The following is a 20,462-nucleotide window of genomic DNA, read 5'->3' on the forward strand; positions in this document are numbered from 1 at the left end:
CTCGCGCGCGCACGACCAGCCCCCCGGTCGGGCTAGCGCGCCGCAGCCGCGAGCGTGCCCGTGATCGCCTGTTCGAGCTCGTGCTCGATGGCGAGCCACTGGCGTCGCTCGGCCTCGGCGTCTCCCCCCGCAGCCGTCACCGCCTGCCGACGGCTCGTCGCATCGAGCGCCGCGTCCGCCTCGATGTACGCCTGGACGATGGCGCCATAGTCCGCGCCCGTCTCGGCCGCCAGCCGTGGCAGCAGCCCGATGCCGGCGTTGTTGATCACGTGGTTGATGCCGACCGTCGCGATGATCTCGCGCTTGAGCGGATGCTTGGTGAAGAGCGCCGCGTACTGCTCCTGCATCAGATCGGGGAAGTACCGGGTCAGCAGCGGCAGCCCGGACGGGCTGTCCGGGAACGACGAGGCCAGCGTGAGGTCGTAGGCGTGCATCTTGGCCTGGCCGAGCAGCACCGCGAGGAGCGGTCGGGGCAGGCCACGCCGGCGGTGCGGACTGGACAGCAGCGCGTCGCGCGACGGCACGGCCTGGTCCTGCCGGTTGAAGACGCGGTCGGTGATCATCTGATCGATGAGCTCGACGAAGGCGTCGTAGTCGACCACGCTGCGCACGCTGTCGAGGGTGATGGCCCGCGCCTGGAAACGGTTGTCGTCGAGCACCAGTTCCGACACGTTGTCGGTCATCTGCTCGAGGACGACGTTGCGGGCCTCCTTGCTGGCAATCACCTTCTCCCGCACGAGGATGTCGAGCAGGATCTTGATGTTGACCTCGTGGTCCGACATGTCGACGCCACCCGAGTTGTCGATCGCGTCGGTGTTGCACAGGCCGCCGCGCTCCCAGTACTCGAGCCGCGCCTTCTGCGTCATGCCGAGGTTGCCGCCCTCGCCGATGACCCGCGCCTGGACGTCGCACGCGTCGACGCGCACGCGGTCGTTGGCGCGGTCGCCCACCTCCGAGTCGTCCTCGCTGCTGGCCTTGACGTAGGTGCCGATGCCGCCGTTGTAGAGCAGGTCGACCTTCGCCGTCAGCAGGCGCCGGATCATCTCCTCGCCCGTCACCTCGTCGGCCTCGATGCCGATCAGCGCCCGGACCTGCGGTGACACCGGAATGGCCTTGGCGGACCGATCGAAGATACCGCCACCCTCGCTGATGAGCGAGGTGTCGTAGTCGCGCCACGTCGATCGCGGCAGGGCGAACAGCCGCTCGCGCTCGGCGAACGACTTCTCGAGGTCCGGCGTCGGGTCGATGAAGATGTGCTGGTGGTTGAAGGCCGCGACCAGCGTCGTCACGCGGCTGCGCAGGGCGCCGTTGCCGAACACGTCGCCCGACATGTCGCCGATGCCGATCATCGTGAACGGCTCGACCTGGATGTCCTGCCCCATGTTGCGGAAGTGGTGCAGGACGCATTCCCACGCGCCGCGCGCCGTGATGCCCTCGACCTTGTGGTCGTAGCCGTTGCTGCCGCCGGAGGCAAAAGCATCACCGAGCCAGAACCCGTACTGGGCCGACACCGAATTGGCCGTGTCCGACAGGTGCGCCGTGCCCTTGTCGGCCGCCACCACCAGGTAGGGATCCGGCTGGTCGTAGCGCACGACGTCGGGCGGGTGGACCACGGCGCCACCGATGATGTTGTCGGTGATGTCGAGCAGGCCCGAGATGAACTGGCGGTAGCGATCGATCAGGTACTGGTCGAGCGCCGGCCGCGTCGGCAACTGCCCCTTCAGGACGAAACCGCCCTTGGACCCGACCGGGACGATGATCGAGTTCTTGACCATCTGCGTCTTCATCAGACCGAGGACTTCGGTGCGGAAGTCGTCGTGGCGATCACTCCAGCGCAACCCGCCGCGCGCCACCTTGCCGCCGCGCAGGTGGATGCCCTCCAGATGGGGAGAGTGGACGTAGATCTCGAACAGCGGCCGCGGCGAGACCATCCCCGCCACCTTCGCGCACTCCACCTTCATCGAGACCACCGGGCGCTCGGGCTTCTGGTACGCATTGGTGCGCACCACCGCCAGCAGCAGGTTCTCCACCCCACGCAGGATCTCGTCGTCGAGCAGGCTGCCGACCTGCTGCAGGGCGATCCGCAGGGCCCGGTCGGCCTGATCCACGGCGTGGTCGCGATCGCCGTCGACGGCCGGGTTGAAGCGGGCGTCGAACAGGCGCAGCAGCGCCGCGGCAGCCGCGCTGTTGCGCAGCATGACGCCCGTGATCGTGTCGGCGTTGTAGTTGGGACGGACCTGGACGAGATGGTTGCGCAGGGTGCGCAGCACCTCGACCTGTCGCCACGTGAGCCCCTCGCTCGTGATCAGGCCATTGAGCGCGTCGTCGGTGGCACGTTGCTCGTGCAGCGCCCGCAGGGCGTCCAGCAGGCGCTCGGGCGCGGCGACGACGGCGGCGATGACACGGGGCGCGGCCTGGATGCGGAGTCGTTCGAGGAAGCCGGTGCGGTTGTCGGGCAGGATCAGCGGTAGCGCCAGTTCCTCGACGACCGGCAACCCGAGGTGCTGCAGAGTACGCAGGGTGCCGGTCAACCCGAGCGGCTTGGGCGCGAACAGCTTGATCGTGACCTGCTCGGCAGATTCCGGCAGCACGTTCATCTCGAGACGGCCCTCGAGCGCCTCGAGACGGCCGAGGTCCGCCGGCACTTCCTGCGGCGTCGTCGACTCGCGGTACAGGCCGCTGCGACTCTCCGACCGCACGTACTTGTTGAAGAGACGACGGCCTTCGATGGTCCCGTAGACCTTCTCCAGCTCCAGCGCCGCCTGATCCTCCCACGTCGTCACGCCCTGCCGGGTCAGCGCGCGCACCTTCTCGACGTCGATCGGGCTCTCGAGTGCCGCCGCGTCGAAATAGAAGACGATGACCGCCTTGTTGCCGAGATCGGCCCATTCGCTGAAGAGGATCGGCCCGAAGGCCTGCTGCAGCGACCCGCGCAGGGCGGCCTCGGCCGAGGGCGAGTACCGCACGTCGGAGAAGCCCACCGTGACCGCCGCGTAGCCGGTCCCCTGCCGCACCGCCACCGCGATCTCGTCGTCGCCGACCAGCGTGACCATCTGCTCGACGATCGTGCGCAGGTCCTCGCGCTTCGCGTACAGCAGCTCGCGCTTCGGAAAGTGGTTGAAGACGGCCCGGGCCTCGCGCCACGCGTGCGAGTTCTGCGACACGTCGAGGCCGTCGAGGATGTAGGTCAGCTTGTCATCGAGGACGGGGATGTCGGCCGACTTGGCGGCGAAGGCACTCTTGGCGAAGCGCCCGATGGCCAGGGTCATGCCCGAGAGGGCGCCGTCGGCCGTCCACTCGCGGATGAAGACGTCTTCGAGCGGGCCGAGGTGATGGATGGCGCGGCCGTTGACGCAGTAGTCGATGTCGATGATGCGGTCGTCGTCGGCCGGCGGCGCGAGATTGCGCGTGATGTCGGCGGGCAGGCCGGGGAACACGGTCTCGAGCAACGACGGGTCGCGGAACGCCCCGAGCGCGCTGTCGTCCTGTGGCTGCATCGCGCCATCGGCCCCGGGCGCGTACCGCATCACGCCGAGCAGCACGAAGTTGTCGTCGCACAGCCAGTGCAGCAGGCGACGTGAGCCGTCGGCCGCGCGCGGATCGCCGTCCCGCCCACGCACACGCCCTGCCGTCGCCGTCACGGCGACCTTCATCGCGCCGAAGTCACTGACGGCCAGGAACACGCTCTTGAGCAGACTGAAGATCTGGTGTTCGAGGCGACGCAGCCGGTCGGTGCGGTCGATCCGCTCGATGCGGAACTGGCAGAAGAGTTCCTGCGAGCCCTCCTCGCCATGCGGGCCGACGTGCACCACCCGCTCCCACTGCCGGCGCACCGTCAGGCGCGGGTGGATCGCGGAGAAGACCCGCAGGCCCTCGTTCTTGAAGAAATTGGTGAGGCTCTCGAAGATGAACGGCGCGTCGGGCGTGTGCGTCTCGACGATGGTCACTTCGTGCGGACCGCCGTCATGCCCCGCCATGGCGTGGTCTTCCGCGTCGTCGGCATTGCGCACGTCGACGTGGAGACCCGGCAACCCCCGATACAGCTGGACTTCCGGCGGCATCGTCTGCGCCACGAACCTGAAGTACTCTCCGAGGCGCGCCACGAGGGCCGGTGTGGGGAGGCGGAACACCACGCTGTCGGGCATCTCGGCCAGGACCACGCCGGCGAAGGCGCGGAACAGGTCACGATCGCCCTCCGGCGCCGTGTCGGTCGCGAGGCGTTGCACCTCTTCGAGAATCTGGGCTCGCTTGGTCGGGTCAGCTGTGATCATGACGTTTGCTAATGGCCTCTATAACAATCGCTCATGCTATCGCGCTACCTGAGGGGAGACAAGACGGGCTGACATGCGCGCATGGTCGAGCCTGTATCCATGCGACGCGCGCGACAGCCCGGTGGTTGGCTCCCTCGCGAATCGCCGCCTTTCTGGTGCTGTGGCTCATCGCCAGCCCCGCGGTCGGGTTCGGTCAGACAGCCGCTCCCGACGTGTGGCCCACGGCCGTCGATCGGTACCTGTCCGGTGGCCGGGACCAGGCGGCCAGCCTGCTGCTCGCCAGTCCCGCCAGCGAACTGGTGGCGTCCTCGCGCAGGGCCTTCGCCGCCTGGACGCCGGCGCCTGCGGGTGACGCCGACGCGCGCCGGCAACTGCTCCGCCGCCTGCAGGCATCCGCACTGCTGCCGCTCGAGGTCCTGGTGGCCGTCACCGGCCGGACCCTGAACCCGGCGTACGAGGCCGCGCTCGAGGATGCCGGGCGCGAGGCCTGGCGCCGGCTCGACGCCTTCGACGACGAGGACGACGGGGTGGCGGCGGCGCAGGTGCGCCGCTTCCGCACGTGGTGGCGACTCGGCCACGTGCAGCACCTGATCGCGTCCGGGCGCTTCCGCGACGTGCCTCGTGAGGCCATGGCCGTGCATCCGCCCGCCGACGATCCCGAAGCGGTCGCCACCCTCGCGCTGTTGCGGGGGCTGGCCCTCGAGACCCGGGCCCGGCTGGCCGACGAGGCACCAGGGGCGAATGTCGCCGTGTCCATGCGGCGACTCTCCACACCATCGCGCCTCGGGCCGATGCTGCTCGCCATGGACGATGCCGGCAAGCAGTACCGACGCGCGCTGGAGGTGTCGCCGGATGACCGGGAGGCGACGCTGCGCCTTGGTCGGGTGGCCCTCGAGCGCGACCGCCTCGACGAGGCGGAGCGCGTGCTGACGCCGCTGCTGCCGGGCGCGTGTCGCGACGCCATCTGTGGTCTCGCGCACCTGTTCATGGGCGAGGTCCACGAAGCACGATCACAGCCCGATCGGGCAGCATCCGCCTACGCGAGGGCCTCCGCCGTGCCGGCACTGCGGCACACCGCGCTCGTCGCGATGATGCAGGCGTCGCTGCGGCGGGGCAACGCCGGCGGCGCCTTCGATCTCACGCGCCAGTTCGGCACGCCTGCCGCCCTCGCCGCGCGACAGCCCGCGGACGCCTGGACGATCTATGCCGGGGGGCAACTCGTCGAACGCACCCGGATTCTGGCCACACTCGGCGAGACGGTGGTCCCATGACGAGGCGCCTGGTGTTCCGCATGCGGTACGGGATCTTCTTGGCCACGGCAGGCGCGCTGTGTCACCTGACGGCCACGCCGCGGGCGCAGGACCAGGTGCCGCTGTTCCGCACCTCCGTGGACGTGGTCACGGTGGACGCGTTCGCGCACAAGGATCGCAAGCCGCTCGGCGGCTTGACGGCGCACGACTTCCTCGTCCGCGACAACGGCGTGGAGCAGGTGGTGGACTCACTCGGCACGACCGACAGTGCCCACGTCATCATCGGTCTCGACCTCAGTGGCAGCGTGGATGGCCGCACGCTCGGGCAGCTGCGAGTGGCGGTCCGGGCCCTGGTCGCCGAGCTGACGCCCGATGACCGGCTGTCGCTGTTCACGTTCTCCGATCGCCTGCGCCTGCTGCGGCGCGCGGCGCCGCCCGATGGCAACCTGGACGCGACGCTGGCGACGCTCGAGGCCGCCGGGGCCACCCCGCTGCACGACGCCATCGTCTTCGGCAGCGCGCTGTCGCATGCCGACCAGCGACCGTCGGTGTTCCTGCTCTTCACCGATGGGCAGGACACGACGAGCTGGACGTCGGCGACTCGGGCGCTCGACACGTTGCGCCGCACCAACGTGGTGGTCTTCCCGGTGGGAGCCGGGTTGCCTGCCGCGGTGACATCGTCGCCGTTTGCCGACCCCTTCACGCGCCAGACGTGGATCGCACCAACGCCGGGCGACAGCCTGCGCCTGTTGCAGGCCGCCGCGGACCTGTCGGGGGGCGACTTCCTGCGGGTGGACAAGGGCGCCCACCTGTCGGAGACGTTCCGCGGCATCCTGTCGCAGTACCGGCAACGCTATCTGCTCACGTATACCCCGTCCGGTCCGGCGGCGCCGGGCTGGCACCGCCTGGACGTGCGGCTCCGTGCACGAGCCGGGACGGTGGTGGCCCGCGAAGGGTACGTGGCGCGGTCGCAGTAGACTTGGGGCGTGTCCCCATCTTCCAGTCGTCGGGCCTTCCTGTCCTCGTCCGCCGCGGTGCTCGCCGCGACCACGCTGCGCGGTCAGGGCGGCGCCAGCAAGGCGCCGTCCGTGGTGCTGCCGCGCCCCGTGGCGCTCGGCTACGACAACTTCTCGGTGAGAGCCAGCAACTGGAAGGCTCCCCGGTTGCTGGAGTACGCCACCACCCTCGGCGCAGACTCGCTGTTCATCAGTGACCTCGAGGCCTTCGAGTCGCTCGAAGAGGCGTCCCTGCGCAAGCTGCGCGAGGATGCCGACGCGCGCAACGTCACCATCCACGTCGGCACCTGGAGCGTGTGCCCGACGAGCAAGGCGTTCCGGCCGGCCAATGGCTCGGCCCAGGAGCAGCTGTCGAAGGCGATTCGCACCGCGCGCATCGTCGGCTCACCGGTCATCCGGGTGGTGCTCGGCACGTGGGAGGACCGGCTGACGCCTGGCGGCATCGGGCGCCACATGGACAGCCTGGTGTCGGTGCTCAAGGGTGGACGCTCCGAGGCCCTCGACGCCAACGTCAAGATCGCGGTCGAGAATCACGCCGGCGACATGCGTGCCGACGAACTCGCCGCGCTGGTCGAGATGTCTGGACGCGACTTCGTCGGCGTCAACTACGACTCCGGCAACTCGCTCTGGACCCTCGAGAACCCGGTGGACGCCCTCGAGATCCTGGCGCCCTACATCGTCACCACCAGCCTGCGTGATGGCGTGGTGACCGAGATCCCCACCGGATGCCGCGTGAAGTGGACGGCCATGGGCGACGGCCAGGTCGACTTCGTGCGCTTCATGCCGCGATTCGCCGAGCTGTGCCCGGGCGTGCCGATCCACATCGAGACGATCTCGGGAGTCGGGCGCGACCTGCCCTTCCTCGAAGACGCCTTCTGGAACGCGTGGCCCCGCCTCGAAGGCCAGAGCCTCGCGCGCTTCATCCGGGTGATGCGTCGAAAGGCGCCGATGGCGCCGACCACGACCAAGCCCAACGACCCGGCCGAACAGCGCCGCGAGATCGAACGCAGCCTGGCGTACTGCAAGCAGACGCTGGGTCTCGGCCTGCGCACCACCAAAGTGGGGCCGGCATGAGGCGCACGCTGGCGCTGTGCCTCCTGCTGCTCCTGGCCGCGGGGGTCCCGGCCGCGACGGCCCAGGCGCCACGGCCACGCAACATCGTCTTCATCCTGACCGACGACCATCGCCACGATGCCCTCGGCGTGATGGGCCACCCCCTCGCCCGAACGCCCAACATGGACGCGCTCGCCCGGGGCGGCGCCCACATGCGCAACGCGTTCGTGACCACGGCCCTGTGCTCGCCGTCGCGCGCGTCGATCCTCACGGGCACCTACGCGCACACCCACGGCGTCGTCGACAACTTCACGCCGATCCCGCCGGGGCTGCCCAACGTCGGCCAACTGCTGCAGACCGCCGGTTACCAGACCGCCCTCATCGGCAAGTGGCACATCGGTGACGCCAACGACGCGCCGCAGCCCGGCTTCGATCACTGGGTCAGCTTCCGCGGCCAGGGCGAGTACGTGCCGCGCGCCGGCGCGACGATGCTCAACGTCGATGGCCAGCGCGTGCCGCAGAAGGGCTACATCACCGACGAGCTCACCGACTACGCCATCACCTGGCTGGGCAAGGCGTCGCGCGACAAGCCGTTCTTCCTCTATCTGTCGCACAAGGGCGTCCACGCGAACTTCTCGCCCGCCGACCGACACAAGGGGTCGCTCGCCGGCGTTGCGGTGCCATCGCCGGTGACGATGCCGATCGCTGCGGCGGACGCCGGACGCTTCCCCACCTGGGTGCGCAACCAGCGCAACAGCTGGCACGGCGTCGAGTATCCCTACCACTCGACCCTCGACGTCGCGGAGTACTACCGGCAATACATGGAGACGCTGCGCGCCGTCGACGACAGCGTCGGCCGCGTCGTCGACTGGCTCCGTCAGGCCGGGCAGCTCGACAACACCCTGATCATCTACATGGGCGACAACGGCTTCGCCTTCGGCGAGCACGGCCTGATCGACAAGCGCACGGCCTTCGACTGGTCGATGCGGGTGCCGATGCTCGTGTACGCACCGGGACTGGTGACGCCGGGGCAGCAGATCGACCGCGTGGTCGCCAACATCGACATCGCGCCGACCCTGCTGGACCTCGCCGGGGCGAGGCCGCCGGCGCACATGCAGGGCATGAGCATGCTGCCGGTGCTGCGCGATGCGACCGCCCCGTGGCGCGACACGCTGCTCTACGAGTACTACTGGGAGTGGAGCTTCCCGCAGACGCCGACGCAGTTCGCCCTGCGCGGCGAGCAGTACAAGTACGTGTTCACGCACGGGGTGTGGGACGTCGACATGTTCTTCGACCTGAAGGCCGATCCCCACGAGGCGCGCAACCTCATCGACGACCCGGCACACGCGGCGACGATCGCGACGATGCGGGCGGCGCTGTTCGACACCCTCGACAAGACCGGCGGCCTCAAGATTCCGCTCTACCCGCTTCGCGGTGGCCAGATGCGCCTGCGCAACCCGGCAGGGTCGGGCGCGGCGTCATTCCCGCCTGCCCTGACGGCGCCGCCGAAGCGACCCCAGACTCCGTAGCGGCCGGATGTCAGGTGTGCCCGGCGTCGATGAGCAACGCCGAGACCGCCTCGAACTCGGCCTCGCTGGTCGGCGCCCAGGCCCCACCGGCCACCTCGCGCAGGGCCAGCGCCCGCGCGTCAGCACCCATGCCGTGCGTGACGTTGAGGAACGTCCGCCACTCCGAGGAGAGCTCCCGCGCGTCGACGGCGCTTCCGTCGGCCAGCCAGGCCCGCGCGGCCTGCACCGCCGATCCGTGCTCGGCCGTGAAGTCCTGATGCAGGTAGCCGCCACACAGCGATTCGAGGTGTGGCCAGTCCAACGGCCCCTTGAGATTCATCGCACGTTCTCCGGATACGACGTCAGCACGTACCACGCCTCATCTCGCCAGCGGAGGACGACGACCGCGCCGAAGACCTCGTCGGACGCATCATCGCCACGACGCAGCAACCGCCCCGTCGGCAGGTCGTCGCGCGCGCGGTGACGCACGGCGAGGTTGGGCTTGGGAGCGGATCGTTTCACCCACGTCTGTACACGCTGACGATTGGCGGTCAGGGTCGCTGCGACGACCCGTTCGGCCGTCTCGAGATCGGGATAGGTGGACGCCGCCGAGATGGACTCGCGGCGCAACCGCGCCTGGAGCTGCGCCTCGGTGCGTCCGACATGCCTGGCGATCGTGTGACCGCCCCGGCGTTCGTCGCGTTCGAGATCGACGTCCCACTCGTCGATCGCCGCTGCCGGTGGCGCCGCGCGCGGGACGGCCGCCTCCGGGGCCGGCGCACTGACGATCGGCGGCGTGGCCTGTGACGGCGGAGGGGCCGAGGGCGACGCGCATCCAGCCAGCGCCCACAGCGCCAGCACCACACCTCGAGCGACTGTGTTTCTCAGCCAGCGCCGTCCGGCACTCGGCCTTGGGCCTTCGGCATGCTCACGCATCGGTCGTCTCCGCCAGGCCCGCCGGCGTCGCCTCGACGAAGTGACGCACGAGCGCGTCGATGCCGGTGATGGCACCGCCGACGACGACGGCATAGGCGCCGGCCCGGAAGGCGGCTCTGACGTCGCTCGCCGATCGGATGCGGCCCTCCGCCACCACCGGCAGGCGAGTGGCCGTGGCGAGCCGCTCGACCAGCACGAGGTCCGGTCCGGGGTGCCGCAGGCTGTCCTCGGTGTAGCCCGACAGCGTCGTCGCGATCAGGTCGACGCCGAGATCGGCGGCGGCGAGGCCCTGCGTCTCGGTGGCGACATCGGCCATGACCAGCCGCCCGTGCGCCTTGATGACGCCGATGATGTCGACCAGTCGCTCTCCGTGCGGGCGGTGCCGCGCGGTGGCGTCGACCGCGACGATGTCGGCGCCCGCCTCGACGACCCCGGCCGCAGCGCCGCACGTCGGCGTGATGTACACCGCCGAACCGTCGTGCGTCTGCTTGTGGAGGCCGATGATGGGCACCCCCACGAGCGCACGCGTCGCGGCGACGTGGGCAGGCGAGTCGATGCGCACGCCGCCGGCGCCCTGCAACTCGGCGGCGCGCGCCAGCCGCGCGATGACATAGGGATCGTGCAGGGGCGACTCGGCCGGCGCCTGACACGACACGATCAGACGGTTGCGGAGGTGGGCCAGCAGTTGCTGCGAGTGGATCACGGACGCTCCTCGAGCGCGGACGCGCGCAATGTCTCGCGCACGGTGTCGGTCACCGGAATGCCGCCCGCACGCAGCGCCAGCAAGACCGCGCCGGCGGCCGGACTGAGACGGGCAGGCTCGACGTGCGCGGCAGGCACGCGGCGTTGCACCGCGGCCGCGAACGCGGCGGCGTACGGCGCCGAGCGAAACACCCCGCCGGAGAGGCAGACGAGCGGTGCGTCGAGACAGACGCGAGCGGCCACCGACTGCACGCGGCTGGCCAGCGCGTCGAGTCCCTCCATCACCACGCGCGTGGCCACGGCGTCACCGGCCTGCCACGTGTCGAGCACCTGACGGGCCGCGGCGGCCACGCCATCGCGGCTGATGTGGCCGTTGTACATCACCATCGGCAGCAGGCGCAGGTCGGTCACGCCGAAGGTCCCGGTCAGCACCGGCACGAGCCTGGTGTCGGGACCGACGCCATCGAGGGCATCCAGGGCGGCGCGGACGGCGTCACGCGCCAGGCCGAAGCCGCTGCCTTCGTCGCCGAAGACATAGCCCCACCCACCCGTCCGTGCCGTCTGACCGGACGCGTTCTCGCCGAACACGACCGACCCGGTACCAGCGACGACGATGATCCCGGGGGCGCCGAGCGTCGCGCCCGCGAGGGCGGCCGGTGCATCGTGCTCGACCTGCACGACCCCTGCCGTGAACATCGGCGTGATGATCTCGGTCTTGAAGTCGGCTTCGCCGGTCATCGCGCAGTAAACCGCGTCGAAGCTGACGCGCTCGAGACCGCCGAGACCGGCCTCGACCAGCGCGGCGCCCGCGCTGTCGAGGATCGCCTGACGCAGGCGCTCGCGACCGCCCGGCATCTCCACGTGGTTGGAGGGGCCGCCGGCGCCGCGCCCGAGCACGCGTCCGGTGGCATCGGCCAGCACCGCTTGCGTCCCGGTCTGCCCGCCGTCGATACCCAGGAACAGCCTCGGGAACCGGGAACCGGGAACCGGGAATCGGGAGTCGGGAACCGGCAACCGGGCGGGGTCCTCTCGAAGGCCGACGGCCGAAGGCCCATGGCCGCCGCTCACGTCCAGGCTCCCGCGAGGACCTCGTCGATGTGGGCGACGACGTCCGCGCTGGAGGCCGCGGTCGCCGCGGCCCGGGCTCGCAGTTCCTCGTCGTGCGGCAGGGCCTCGGGGGTCGAGAGCACGTGCACCCGCTCGTGCGCGACGATGGCGGCGATCACGACCGCCGCGTGGTGACCGAACCGGGCGGCCACCTCCTCGACCACGGTCAGATTCACCGAGACCGTGCGCGTGCGGCGGTCGTACTCTCCGGCAGAGACGGGCGCCCAGCGCCCTTCCTGGATGGCGATGTCGTTCACGAAGGCATGGACTCCGCGCGACGCAGGTCCACGCCCTGCGCCACGAGCGACGCGCGCAGCGCATCGGTGTCGATCACGCGCGGCGCGACGCCGGCGTGCAGGCTCTGCACGGCCGCCGTCGCGGCGGCCTGCCCGAGCGTCATGATGGTCGGCGTGAGACGCGTGGAGGCCAGCGCCTCGTGCGTCACGGAGATGCACCGCCCGGCCACGAGCAGGTCGTCGACCTGCAGCGGCACGAGGCAGCGGTAGGGAATCTCGTAGGTGCGGCCCGCAGGCAGTCGCACGGTCGTGGTGCCGGCGCCCTTCGGATTGTGGATGTCGATCGGATAGGCACTCCTCGCGACCCCATCCGGGAAGGTCCGCGCGTGCAGCAGGTCGTCGCCCGTCAACTGGTACTCGCCGACGATGCGACGGCTCTCGCGGACGCCGACCTGCGCCGGCGTGGCCGCCAGTCGACATCGCCCGAAACCCGGCACGCGCGTCCTGAAGAACCGCAGCAGCGCCATCGTCTGGCGCCGGGTCTCGACCTCGGCGCGCGTGAGATCGTCGGCGTCCAGCGGATTGAGGCCGGTCACACGCGTCATGTTCACCGTGACCTCGTCGAGGTGCGCACCACGGAACAGGCTGACCACTTCGCGCGGGATGTCGACCTCCCCGGCGTCGCGTGCCGCCTGCCACAGGTCCCAGAGACCGGCAATCGCGGTGAGCGTGTCGGCCGAGAACTGCTCGGGCCGCAGGCTGGTCCGCACCTGATCCGGATGGTCGCGCAACCACGCGGCCGTCGCTGCCAGATCGACGTGGCTCAGCCTGAACATCATCGTCATCGGCTGCACCAGTCCGTCGGCGCTCCCCTGCTCGCAGGGGACACCCGCGGCATGGGACACGAGTGCGTCGGCGGTGCAGTCGATGGTGCGGCGTGCCCGCAGGTCGCGCGGCCCCGACACCGTCTGCACCCGCACACCGGCGATGCGGGCGCCATCGAGGATCGCGTCGAGGAAGGTGGCATGCAGCAGCAACTGCACGCCAGCCTCCTCGCACATCGCCATCAGCAGCCACTTGTGGATCTCGGGATCGAACGGCGTGATGGTCGGCACGTAGTCGGAGGCGTCGGGCAGGTGTCCCGGCGAGCCGTCCATCCCGATCAGGCGCTCGACGTATTCCTGGGCGATGGCTCCCGTGACGCGTCCGGCCTCGTCGGCGGTCCCGGCGTGATAGGTCATCCACGGACCGACCATCGCCGCGGTCGCGGTGCCGCCGAGGAAGCCGTAGCGTTCGACCAGGCAGACACGCGCACCGAGCCGCGCCGCCGCGATCGCCGCGGTACAGCCGGCATTGCCTCCACCCACGACCAGGACGTCGAACTCGGTCACATCAGTACTCTGCAACGAAACGCGCGGCGCGATGATGAAAATGTCGACGTCAGGTCTGCCGCGCCGTGGCGACGATCACCACCGGCTGGTCCGGCGCCTGCGCCCGCACCTCGACGCCGGCGAGCCCGAGCATCTGGCCCTCGTCGGCGAGCCCCGACAGGTTGACGAGGCGTGCCCCAACGAGCACGTACACGTCTGGGATGCTCCGGCCCGCGTCCCCGAAGTCGGCCAGACGCGTCACCAGCGCGCGGAGCTCGGCGTCCAGCGCCGCGACGGTCGTCGTCGACACGACGGCGCCCTGCCGTTGCAGGCGCACGACGCCGCCGCGGTCGAGCACCCTGAGCTGGGAGGCCTCCCGTCGCCAGGGCTGCCACCAGACGCCGGGCCTGGCGTCACTCGTGAAGATGTCGAGGCCCGTGGTGCGCGCCACGCACGTGACGTCCTCCGGCGACCGCTGCATCGATCGCGCCGCAGCGATGCGGCGCGCCTCGTCGTCCACCGCGCGTTCCGCAGCCGCCCCCCGACGCAGTTCCGCCGACCCCACGGCGACGGCGCGTACCAGGTTGCGCCGGGCATCCACCTCGACCTGCACCTCGACCGTCTCGGCCAGGGCGCCATTGCGGACGGCCGCCTCCAGCGCCTCCTGACGCACGCGCAACACGTCGGCGGGTGTGGGATCGACGATGTTGCGTTCGATGGTGTCGCGCACCATGGCGAGGGCCACACCGACCGGCGAGATCACCTCGGCCTGCCGCGCCAGTCGCCACGGCACGCCCATCAGGGCGCCGCTCCGCGGCACGAGCGCCGCCGCGCCGCCACCGCCGCCAATCAGGTCCACGCTGGCCGGTGGCAATCGATACTCCTCGACGAGGGCACGCACCTGCGTGACCACCTTCGCGCACGCGGCATCGAGCACCGCCTGCGCGAGCGCGTCGCCGTCCTGGCCAATCGCACGCCCGAGCACCGCGAAGCCCGCGCGCGCCGTCTCGCGATCCGCCCTGGCGAACGCGGTCTCCGGCACGAGACCGACGGCATTGGCGGCACAGGTCGGCGTCAGCGCGAAGCGACCCGCCTCGCTCTCGAGCACGACGTAGTCGGCCGGGTCGCCGGACATCGGCTGCACGGACACGACCTGCACCGGGCCGGCAAACGCCCCAGGCGGCGCGAAGCAGGCGTAGCCGACGCCGGCGATGTGGGCCGATCGCGGGCCGACGTCCACCAGGCGGCTGCCCTGCACACGCACCATGCTGCCGCCGGCGATGGCGAGCGTGCGGACGTCGAGGGTATTGAGGAACGTCCGATGGCCACCGACGCGTGCCGGGCGCATCTGGGGGTGACCGTCGCGGATCACCGAGATGTCCGCGCTCGTGCCGCCGACCTCGATGAAGATGCCATCGGAGACCTGCTCGTGCATCAGCGCGCCGGCGATGCCCGCCGCCGGGCCCGAGAGCATCGTCTGGATCGGACGCCGCGCGACCTCCTCGACGGTCATCACGCCCCCGTCCGATCGCATGATCATCAGCGGCACCCGAATCCCCGCCTGCGCCACCGCCTGCGCCGTCATCGTCGCCGTGCCGACCATCTTCGGCAGAATCGCGCCGTTGAGGACGGCCGTGCGGGTGCGGGTACGCAAGCCGTACAGCGCACTCACCTCGTGCCCGCTCGTCGCCCACAGGCCGGCGGCTCTGGCGGCCTCGACGATGGCCTCTTCGACGGAGGGGTCATCGACGGCGAAGGCCTCGCTGACGACGATCACCTCGGTGCCGGCGGTCCGCAACGTCTCGATGGCACGCGCCGCGGCCGCAGCCGCGCCGACCGGGTCGTCGATCGCGACGAAGACGTGCAGTGGCTGCAGCGCCTTGCCCGGCGCGAGCGGCACTGGCGGCACGCGGGTGTCGATCCGGGCCTTCCAGCGTTCGCCGCGCCGGCCGGCACCGATCACGCCGACCCGCGACACATCACCCTCGAGCAGCGCATTGGTGGCCTGCGTGGTGGAGTGGGCGATGAACACGACATCGTCTGGCGCCGCGTCGAGCTGCCCGAGCAGTTGGCGCAGGCCGTCGATGATGCCGCGGGCCACCCCCTCGGCGGCGTGGTGGGTGGTCGGCACCTTGAGCTGGGCGACGATGGCGAACGAGTCGGCGTCGACGGCCACCACGTCGGTGAACGTGCCGCCGACGTCGACACCGATGCGGAGGCGGGTGGCGGCGCTCACAGGAACAGCCAGGCTCCGACCAGCAGTCCGCCGAGGCACACGACCATCATGGCGGGCAGCGTCGCGATGGTGATGTCCTCGACCCGCACGCCGGTGTACGTCGCCACCCAGACGTTGTGCGTGTTGGTCGGATCGCACACGTTCTGGACCTGCACGATCGACATGATCGCGGCCAGCAGCGCCAGCGCCGGCAACACACCCGTGGCCAGCATGAGGCTGTAGACGCCGACGCCGACGCCATATGGGTTCAACGGACCGCGATACAGGGCGAGGGGCGACAGCACCGTGAAGAACACCACGTAGCTGATCGGCGACTGCACCGGGAGTTGCGCCACCAGCGGTGCGAGGGCGACACGGACCTCCGGCAGCATCAGCGCGTTGAGCAGCATGCCGATGCCGACCAGCAGGATGGCGGCCGGTGCGGCGTCCTCGACGCCGCGAATCATCGACGACAGCAGCGTCTGGACGATCGCGCGGGGACGCGTCAGGAGGATGCCGTAGAGCGCGCCGGCGAGGAACGCGGGCACCTCGCGCCATCCGAAGCCGACGTAGAGCACGAGCGGCACGAAGGGCGTCAGCCACGCGGGCCATGGCACCCCCGGCTTGCGCGAGGGTCGCGCCGGCGCGGACCACAGGCGCAGTTCCGGGGCACGCCGGGCCGCCCATGTCGCATAGCCGGCGACCACCGTGGTCATGATCACCGCCAGTCCGACCGCGAACGTCACGATCTCGCGCGGCAACGGGGCGCCAGGCGACAGCTGGAGCAGCTCCCGGTAGAGCCGCCAGAGCGCGATGTTGAAGATGAAGCCGGTGGCGAACGCCAGCAGGAAGAGGATGGCGGTGAGGCGACGCGGCACGCCGAGACTCATCATGATCGGCAGCACCAGCGAGCCGACCATGATGATGGCGCCAAGGCCCGTCAGCGACGTGAACAGCACGGCCGTGACCGCCATCAGGGCGCCCGCCACGACCATCGGCCGGTCGCCGCCGAACTCGGCGGCGCGACGGATCACGTCCTCCGCGATGCCGGTGGACATCATCACGCGCCCGAGCATCGCGCCCGCGGCCACGGCGACGTACGCCGGCGCCAGGCGCACCGCGCCGTCGGCCATCACCACCGTCAGCCAGTGCGCCAGCGGATCGCCGACGACGATGGCGATGGCGGCGGCCATGGCCGGCAACGCGAGCAGGGCCGGCAGTCGACGCAGGAACATCAGCGTCGCGAACAGCGCGAACACGCCAAGCAGCAGTACAGCGGTCACGGCGGTGTCGGGGCGCAGGCAGGTACCGGGGCGGGTGGGTAGGGCCGGCTCTCCGAGCCGGCCGTCACCGGAAGATGCACCGGGACGTCGAACGTGATGGCCGCCTCGAACGTGCGCGCCCAGGGGAGCGTCACGCGCAGGTCGCGCGGCGCGCCGAGCTGCACGGAGACCGCCGGCGCGCGAGACGCGCGCAGGACGTACGGTCCGGCGGTGAAGGGCGCGGCGTATCCCGCGAGCGTCGGCGCCAGCGCCTGCTGGATGCGCGAGGCCACCTCGGAGGCGTTGTCCGCCAGCCACAGCGGGGTACGGTTCGCCTGCCGGAGTTCGGCATTCACCTGCGGCCGCAGCACGCCCTGATAGGCATAGTCGTTCAGCACTCGGTGCAGCATGAAGGTCGCCTGGGCGTTGGCGATCGATGCCCAGGCCGGGCTGGCACAGCGCGCCGCGAGCCAGGTCCCCGCCGCCGCGAGCAGGCCCTGGGGAATCGCCGTTCCGAGCGTATTGCCTGCCGTATTCCAGGAGGCATACCCATACAGTCGCGGAAACACCTGCGCAGCCAGCAGGGCGTCGGTGAACGTCGTCGATCCGCCCTGCACATCACCTTTCGGATCGACGTCGGCCACGATCACGCGATGGCCCGCGTCCACAGCCTTCACGACGTCCGCGGCGAACGGCGCTGGTCGTCCGGGGTCGTGACGCGATGCAAACACGAACAGGTGCAGATCGGTTGGGTCGTCCATGCGGGCCTCGCCCGCGCCCGCCGCGACGAGCTGGAACTCGACCGTCTCATGCAGTCGACGGTCTTCGAACGGCGCCACCATCGTCCGGGCGGCTTCGGACGAGTAGGTCACCCGCATGGCCAGCTGCAGGTCCCGTGCACGCAGCACCGCGCGTGCGAGCAGCAACATCGCCACTTCGTCCGCGCCCGGCTGCACGCCGACCCGACCGACGAGATCCTGCTCCGACACGGCGCTCGTCACCGCCTGCCGGTCTGCCAGGTGCACCCCACGCGGCTTCGCGTCGTCCTGCGACACGACCAGGAAGTCGACGACCCGGTCGGCCACCAGTTGCACGGCGGCGAGATTGACGGCGCGGTTCCTGGCCCGTGCGCGCCGGTAGTCGGCGAGGGCCGCGGCGGGAATGTCGGCAACGAGGGTGGCCAGTTCCTGCCGCTCCGCGCCCGGCCGCGCATCGTCGGCCATCTCGGCCCAGCGCGCGAGCTTCTCGCGCCAGGCCTCGTTGCGACCATCGGCCGTCGGCGCGAGCCGCATGATCGTGCTGAAGCCGTAGATCGGCAGCGCGGGATGCGCGCGCTTGAGGTCGCGGAGCACGGCCAGACGGGAGAGGGCCCGCGCCTGGTCCACGCCGTGGACGCGGGAGGCGACCAGCCCGCCATAGGCGAGCATGTCGGTGGAGACGATGAGCGCGTCGATGCGCGACCAGTCCTGGGCGCGCATCCACCGGGTGATGGCGTCGGTGTTGCCCGGCGTGGTGAAGCGACCGAGGTCCTCGAGCGGGGGCGCGACGACCTCCGCGTAGGCGATCGGCGCCAGCATCTGCGGGTACTGCAGGCAGACCGGCCGGTCGTCGAGCGGCACCAGGGCGATGCGGAGTGGACTCGGCATCGTGGGCGCCGTCGCTGGCGGCGTTTGCGCGAGCGCCGGGGCGCCGAGCATGACCGTCAGCGCCAGCAACGCCACCGCGAGCCGCCATCGTCGGGACATTCGTCACGATTGTACGTGGAGTGTCGCGGTCCCGACCGACGCTCTTGATACGATCCCCCGCATGCGCATCGCCTTTCTCGGTCTTGGTGTCATGGGCGGGCCCATGGCCGGTCATCTCCAGCGGGCGGGCCACGACGTGGTCGTCTACAACCGCACGGCCAGTCGCGCAGAGGCGTGGGTGGCCGAGTACGGGGGGCAGCAGGCGGCGACGCCGCGCGAGGCGGCGGCCGGAGCGGACCTCGTCTGCGCGTGCGTCGGCGCCGACGCGGATGTGCGGGAGGTGACCGTGGGCGCCGACGGCGCGTTCCACGGCATGCGTCGGGATGCGGTGTTCGTCGATCACACGACGGCATCGGCCGCTGTGGCGCGTGAACTGCACGAGGCGGCGCGGGCGCACGGCCTGCACTTCATCGACGCGCCGGTCTCGGGCGGACAGGCCGGGGCCCAGAAGGGGCAGCTGAGCGTGATGTGCGGGGGCGACGAGGAGCCCTACGCCCGGGTGGAGCCGGTGCTGAAGGCCTACGGCAAGATGGTGGCCCGCATCGGCGACAGCGGCGCCGGTCAACTGTGCAAGATGGTCAACCAGCTCTGCATCGCGGGGCTCGTACAAGGGCTGGCCGAGGCCCTGCACTTCGCCAGGCAGGCCGATCTCGACATCCCGGCCGTGATGTCGGTGGTGTCGAAGGGCGCGGCCCAATCCTGGCAGATGGAGAACCGCTGGCAGACCATGGTCGATGGCCAGTTCGAGTTCGGCTTCGCGGTGGACTGGATGCGCAAGGACCTCGGCATCGTGATGGACGAGGCCCGACGCAACGGCGCGCGCCTGCCCGTGGCCGCGCTCGTCGATCAGTTCTACGCCCAGATTCAGGCCCGCGGCGGCCAGCGCTGGGACACGTCGAGCCTCATCGCGTTGCTCGACGGCAAGTAGCCGCGCGAGCAGCGCCCTGTCGTCGTGGCGTTCGACGCGAAGGCGGGGCATCATGGGTCGATGCTTCCTCCGTTTCGCGGCGCACTGATCGTGGCGCTGCTGTTCGCCTCGTCGATCGCTCTTGCACAGACGAGCGCCGCGCCCGCCACGCCGACGCCGGCCGCCGTGACGCCTCCCCTGCCACCGTTCCCGGAGTGGCTGCAGGGCGTGCGCGAGGAGGCGCTGGCGAAGGGCATCTCGGCCGCGACGATCGAGGCGGCGCTGCGCGACATCACCCCGGTCGAGCAGATTCTCCAGCGCGACCGGACGCAGGCCGAGTTCAAGGAGACCCTCGATCAGTACATCGCGCGTCGCGTCGGGGTGCCGACGATTCGTCTGGGCCGGCAGATGCGGACCAGGCACGAGGCCATCCTCGACAAGGTCGCTGCGCAGTACAAGGTGCCGCCACACGTGCTCGTCGCGGTGTGGGGGCTCGAGTCCAGCTTCGGGCGCTTCAGCGGCGTCCGCCCCCTCCTGCCGACGCTGGCCACACTGGCGTACGACGACCGGCGCAGCGCCCTGTTCCGCGGGCAACTGTTCGATGCCCTGGCGATTCTCGACGCCGGCCACATCGACCTGCCGAAGCTGAAGGGGTCGTGGGCGGGCGCAATGGGCCAGCCGCAGTTCATGCCGTCGAGCTATCTCCGCTTCGCGGTGGATTTCGATGGCGATGGTCGCCGCGACATCTGGACGTCGCAGGCCGACGTGTTCGGCTCGATCGGCAACTACCTCGTGACCAATGGCTGGATGGCAGGCCAGACGTGGGGACGCCCCGTGACGGTGCCGCGCGATGCGGCGGCCCTCGCGCAGGCGGTGCCCCTGCG

Annotated in this window: 16 protein-coding genes; 6 read left to right on the top strand and 10 right to left on the bottom strand. The window is 70.7% G+C overall.

The features are described 5' to 3' along the window. Positions 1 to 32: 32 nt before the first annotated feature. Complete coding sequence (locus Q0C41_RS05150) at positions 33 to 4,271, bottom strand: NAD-glutamate dehydrogenase domain-containing protein (protein ID WP_291981556.1); 4,239 nt, start codon at positions 4,269 to 4,271, stop codon at positions 33 to 35. A 125-nt stretch (positions 4,272 to 4,396) separates the two neighbouring features. Between Q0C41_RS05150 and Q0C41_RS05155 the strand changes: the two genes are divergently transcribed. The 4 genes from Q0C41_RS05155 to Q0C41_RS05170 are packed head-to-tail and all read left to right on the top strand — an operon-like array spanning position 4,397 to position 9,119. After that, positions 4,397 to 5,542, top strand: coding sequence for a tetratricopeptide repeat protein (locus Q0C41_RS05155; RefSeq protein ID WP_291981558.1), 1,146 nt, complete (start codon positions 4,397 to 4,399; stop codon positions 5,540 to 5,542). Beyond that, on the top strand, positions 5,539 to 6,498 hold the full coding sequence (locus Q0C41_RS05160; RefSeq protein ID WP_291981561.1) for a VWA domain-containing protein: 960 nt from the start codon (positions 5,539 to 5,541) through the stop codon (positions 6,496 to 6,498). Before Q0C41_RS05155 ends, Q0C41_RS05160 begins: the two co-directional genes overlap by 4 nt. A 9-nt stretch (positions 6,499 to 6,507) precedes the next feature. After that, complete coding sequence (locus Q0C41_RS05165) at positions 6,508 to 7,611, top strand: TIM barrel protein (protein ID WP_291981563.1); 1,104 nt, start codon at positions 6,508 to 6,510, stop codon at positions 7,609 to 7,611. Continuing rightward, positions 7,608 to 9,119, top strand: a complete 1,512-nt coding sequence (locus tag Q0C41_RS05170; RefSeq protein WP_291981565.1) for a sulfatase — start codon at positions 7,608 to 7,610, stop codon at positions 9,117 to 9,119. The genes Q0C41_RS05165 and Q0C41_RS05170 overlap by 4 nt, the downstream gene beginning before the upstream one ends. Positions 9,120 to 9,129: 10 nt before the next feature. Here the strand turns inward: Q0C41_RS05170 and Q0C41_RS05175 are convergent, their stop codons facing one another. The 9 genes from Q0C41_RS05175 to Q0C41_RS05215 form a co-directional block, all read right to left on the bottom strand. Then, positions 9,130 to 9,438, bottom strand: coding sequence for a contact-dependent growth inhibition system immunity protein (locus Q0C41_RS05175; RefSeq protein ID WP_291981566.1), 309 nt, complete (start codon positions 9,436 to 9,438; stop codon positions 9,130 to 9,132). Then, positions 9,435 to 9,959, bottom strand: coding sequence for an RNase A-like domain-containing protein (locus tag Q0C41_RS05180; RefSeq protein WP_291981568.1), 525 nt, complete (start codon positions 9,957 to 9,959; stop codon positions 9,435 to 9,437). Before Q0C41_RS05180 ends, Q0C41_RS05175 begins: the two co-directional genes overlap by 4 nt. Before the next feature lie 67 nt (positions 9,960 to 10,026). Further along, positions 10,027 to 10,737: an N-acetylmannosamine-6-phosphate 2-epimerase gene (locus Q0C41_RS05185; RefSeq protein ID WP_291981570.1), complete on the bottom strand. Its 711-nt coding sequence runs from the start codon at positions 10,735 to 10,737 to the stop codon at positions 10,027 to 10,029. Then, on the bottom strand, positions 10,734 to 11,750 hold the full coding sequence (locus Q0C41_RS05190) for an N-acetylglucosamine kinase (protein WP_291981572.1): 1,017 nt from the start codon (positions 11,748 to 11,750) through the stop codon (positions 10,734 to 10,736). Before Q0C41_RS05190 ends, Q0C41_RS05185 begins: the two co-directional genes overlap by 4 nt. A gap of 50 nt (positions 11,751 to 11,800) precedes the next feature. Next, on the bottom strand, positions 11,801 to 12,100 hold the full coding sequence (locus tag Q0C41_RS05195; RefSeq protein ID WP_291981574.1) for a hypothetical protein: 300 nt from the start codon (positions 12,098 to 12,100) through the stop codon (positions 11,801 to 11,803). Next, the gene (locus Q0C41_RS05200; protein WP_291981576.1) at positions 12,097 to 13,470 is read right to left on the bottom strand and encodes an FAD-dependent oxidoreductase; all 1,374 of its coding nucleotides are present in this window, start codon (positions 13,468 to 13,470) and stop codon (positions 12,097 to 12,099) included. The genes Q0C41_RS05195 and Q0C41_RS05200 overlap by 4 nt, the downstream gene beginning before the upstream one ends. Positions 13,471 to 13,519: 49 nt before the next feature. After that, the gene (locus Q0C41_RS05205) at positions 13,520 to 15,685 is read right to left on the bottom strand and encodes a hydantoinase/oxoprolinase family protein (RefSeq protein ID WP_291981577.1); all 2,166 of its coding nucleotides are present in this window, start codon (positions 15,683 to 15,685) and stop codon (positions 13,520 to 13,522) included. After that, positions 15,682 to 16,947 carry a hypothetical protein gene (locus tag Q0C41_RS05210; protein WP_291981579.1) on the bottom strand — a complete coding sequence of 422 codons (1,266 nt, stop codon included), beginning with the start codon at positions 16,945 to 16,947 and terminating at the stop codon, positions 15,682 to 15,684. The genes Q0C41_RS05205 and Q0C41_RS05210 overlap by 4 nt, the downstream gene beginning before the upstream one ends. Further along, the gene (locus tag Q0C41_RS05215; protein WP_291981581.1) at positions 16,944 to 18,671 is read right to left on the bottom strand and encodes a DUF4127 family protein; all 1,728 of its coding nucleotides are present in this window, start codon (positions 18,669 to 18,671) and stop codon (positions 16,944 to 16,946) included. Before Q0C41_RS05215 ends, Q0C41_RS05210 begins: the two co-directional genes overlap by 4 nt. Here Q0C41_RS05215 and Q0C41_RS05220 point away from each other — a divergent pair. Together Q0C41_RS05220 and Q0C41_RS05225 are read left to right on the top strand one after the other, a co-directional pair. Beyond that, positions 18,670 to 19,599, top strand: a complete 930-nt coding sequence (locus tag Q0C41_RS05220; RefSeq protein ID WP_367079138.1) for an NAD(P)-dependent oxidoreductase — start codon at positions 18,670 to 18,672, stop codon at positions 19,597 to 19,599. The two genes, Q0C41_RS05215 and Q0C41_RS05220, sit on opposite strands and share 2 nt — an antisense overlap. A 60-nt stretch (positions 19,600 to 19,659) precedes the next feature. Then, positions 19,660 to 20,462, top strand: an 803-nt coding sequence (locus Q0C41_RS05225; RefSeq protein ID WP_291981584.1) for a lytic transglycosylase domain-containing protein, incomplete at its 3' end; no start/stop codon positions are given.

Origin of the sequence: Luteitalea sp. (genome assembly GCF_022842525.1) — a bacterium.
GTDB lineage: Bacteria > Acidobacteriota > Vicinamibacteria > Vicinamibacterales > Vicinamibacteraceae > Luteitalea.

Excerpts from the sequence above, each read along its gene's own strand:
- Q0C41_RS05150 (WP_291981556.1), bottom strand. The coding sequence starts at position 4,271 with ATGATCACAGCTGACCCGACCAAGCGAGCCCAGATTCTCGAAGAGGTG.
- Q0C41_RS05160 (WP_291981561.1), top strand. The coding sequence starts at position 5,539 with ATGACGAGGCGCCTGGTGTTCCGCATGCGGTACGGGATCTTCTTGGCC.
- Q0C41_RS05170 (WP_291981565.1), top strand. The coding sequence starts at position 7,608 with ATGAGGCGCACGCTGGCGCTGTGCCTCCTGCTGCTCCTGGCCGCGGGG.
- Q0C41_RS05175 (WP_291981566.1), bottom strand. The coding sequence starts at position 9,438 with ATGAATCTCAAGGGGCCGTTGGACTGGCCACACCTCGAATCGCTGTGT.
- Q0C41_RS05215 (WP_291981581.1), bottom strand. The coding sequence starts at position 18,671 with ATGTCCCGACGATGGCGGCTCGCGGTGGCGTTGCTGGCGCTGACGGTC.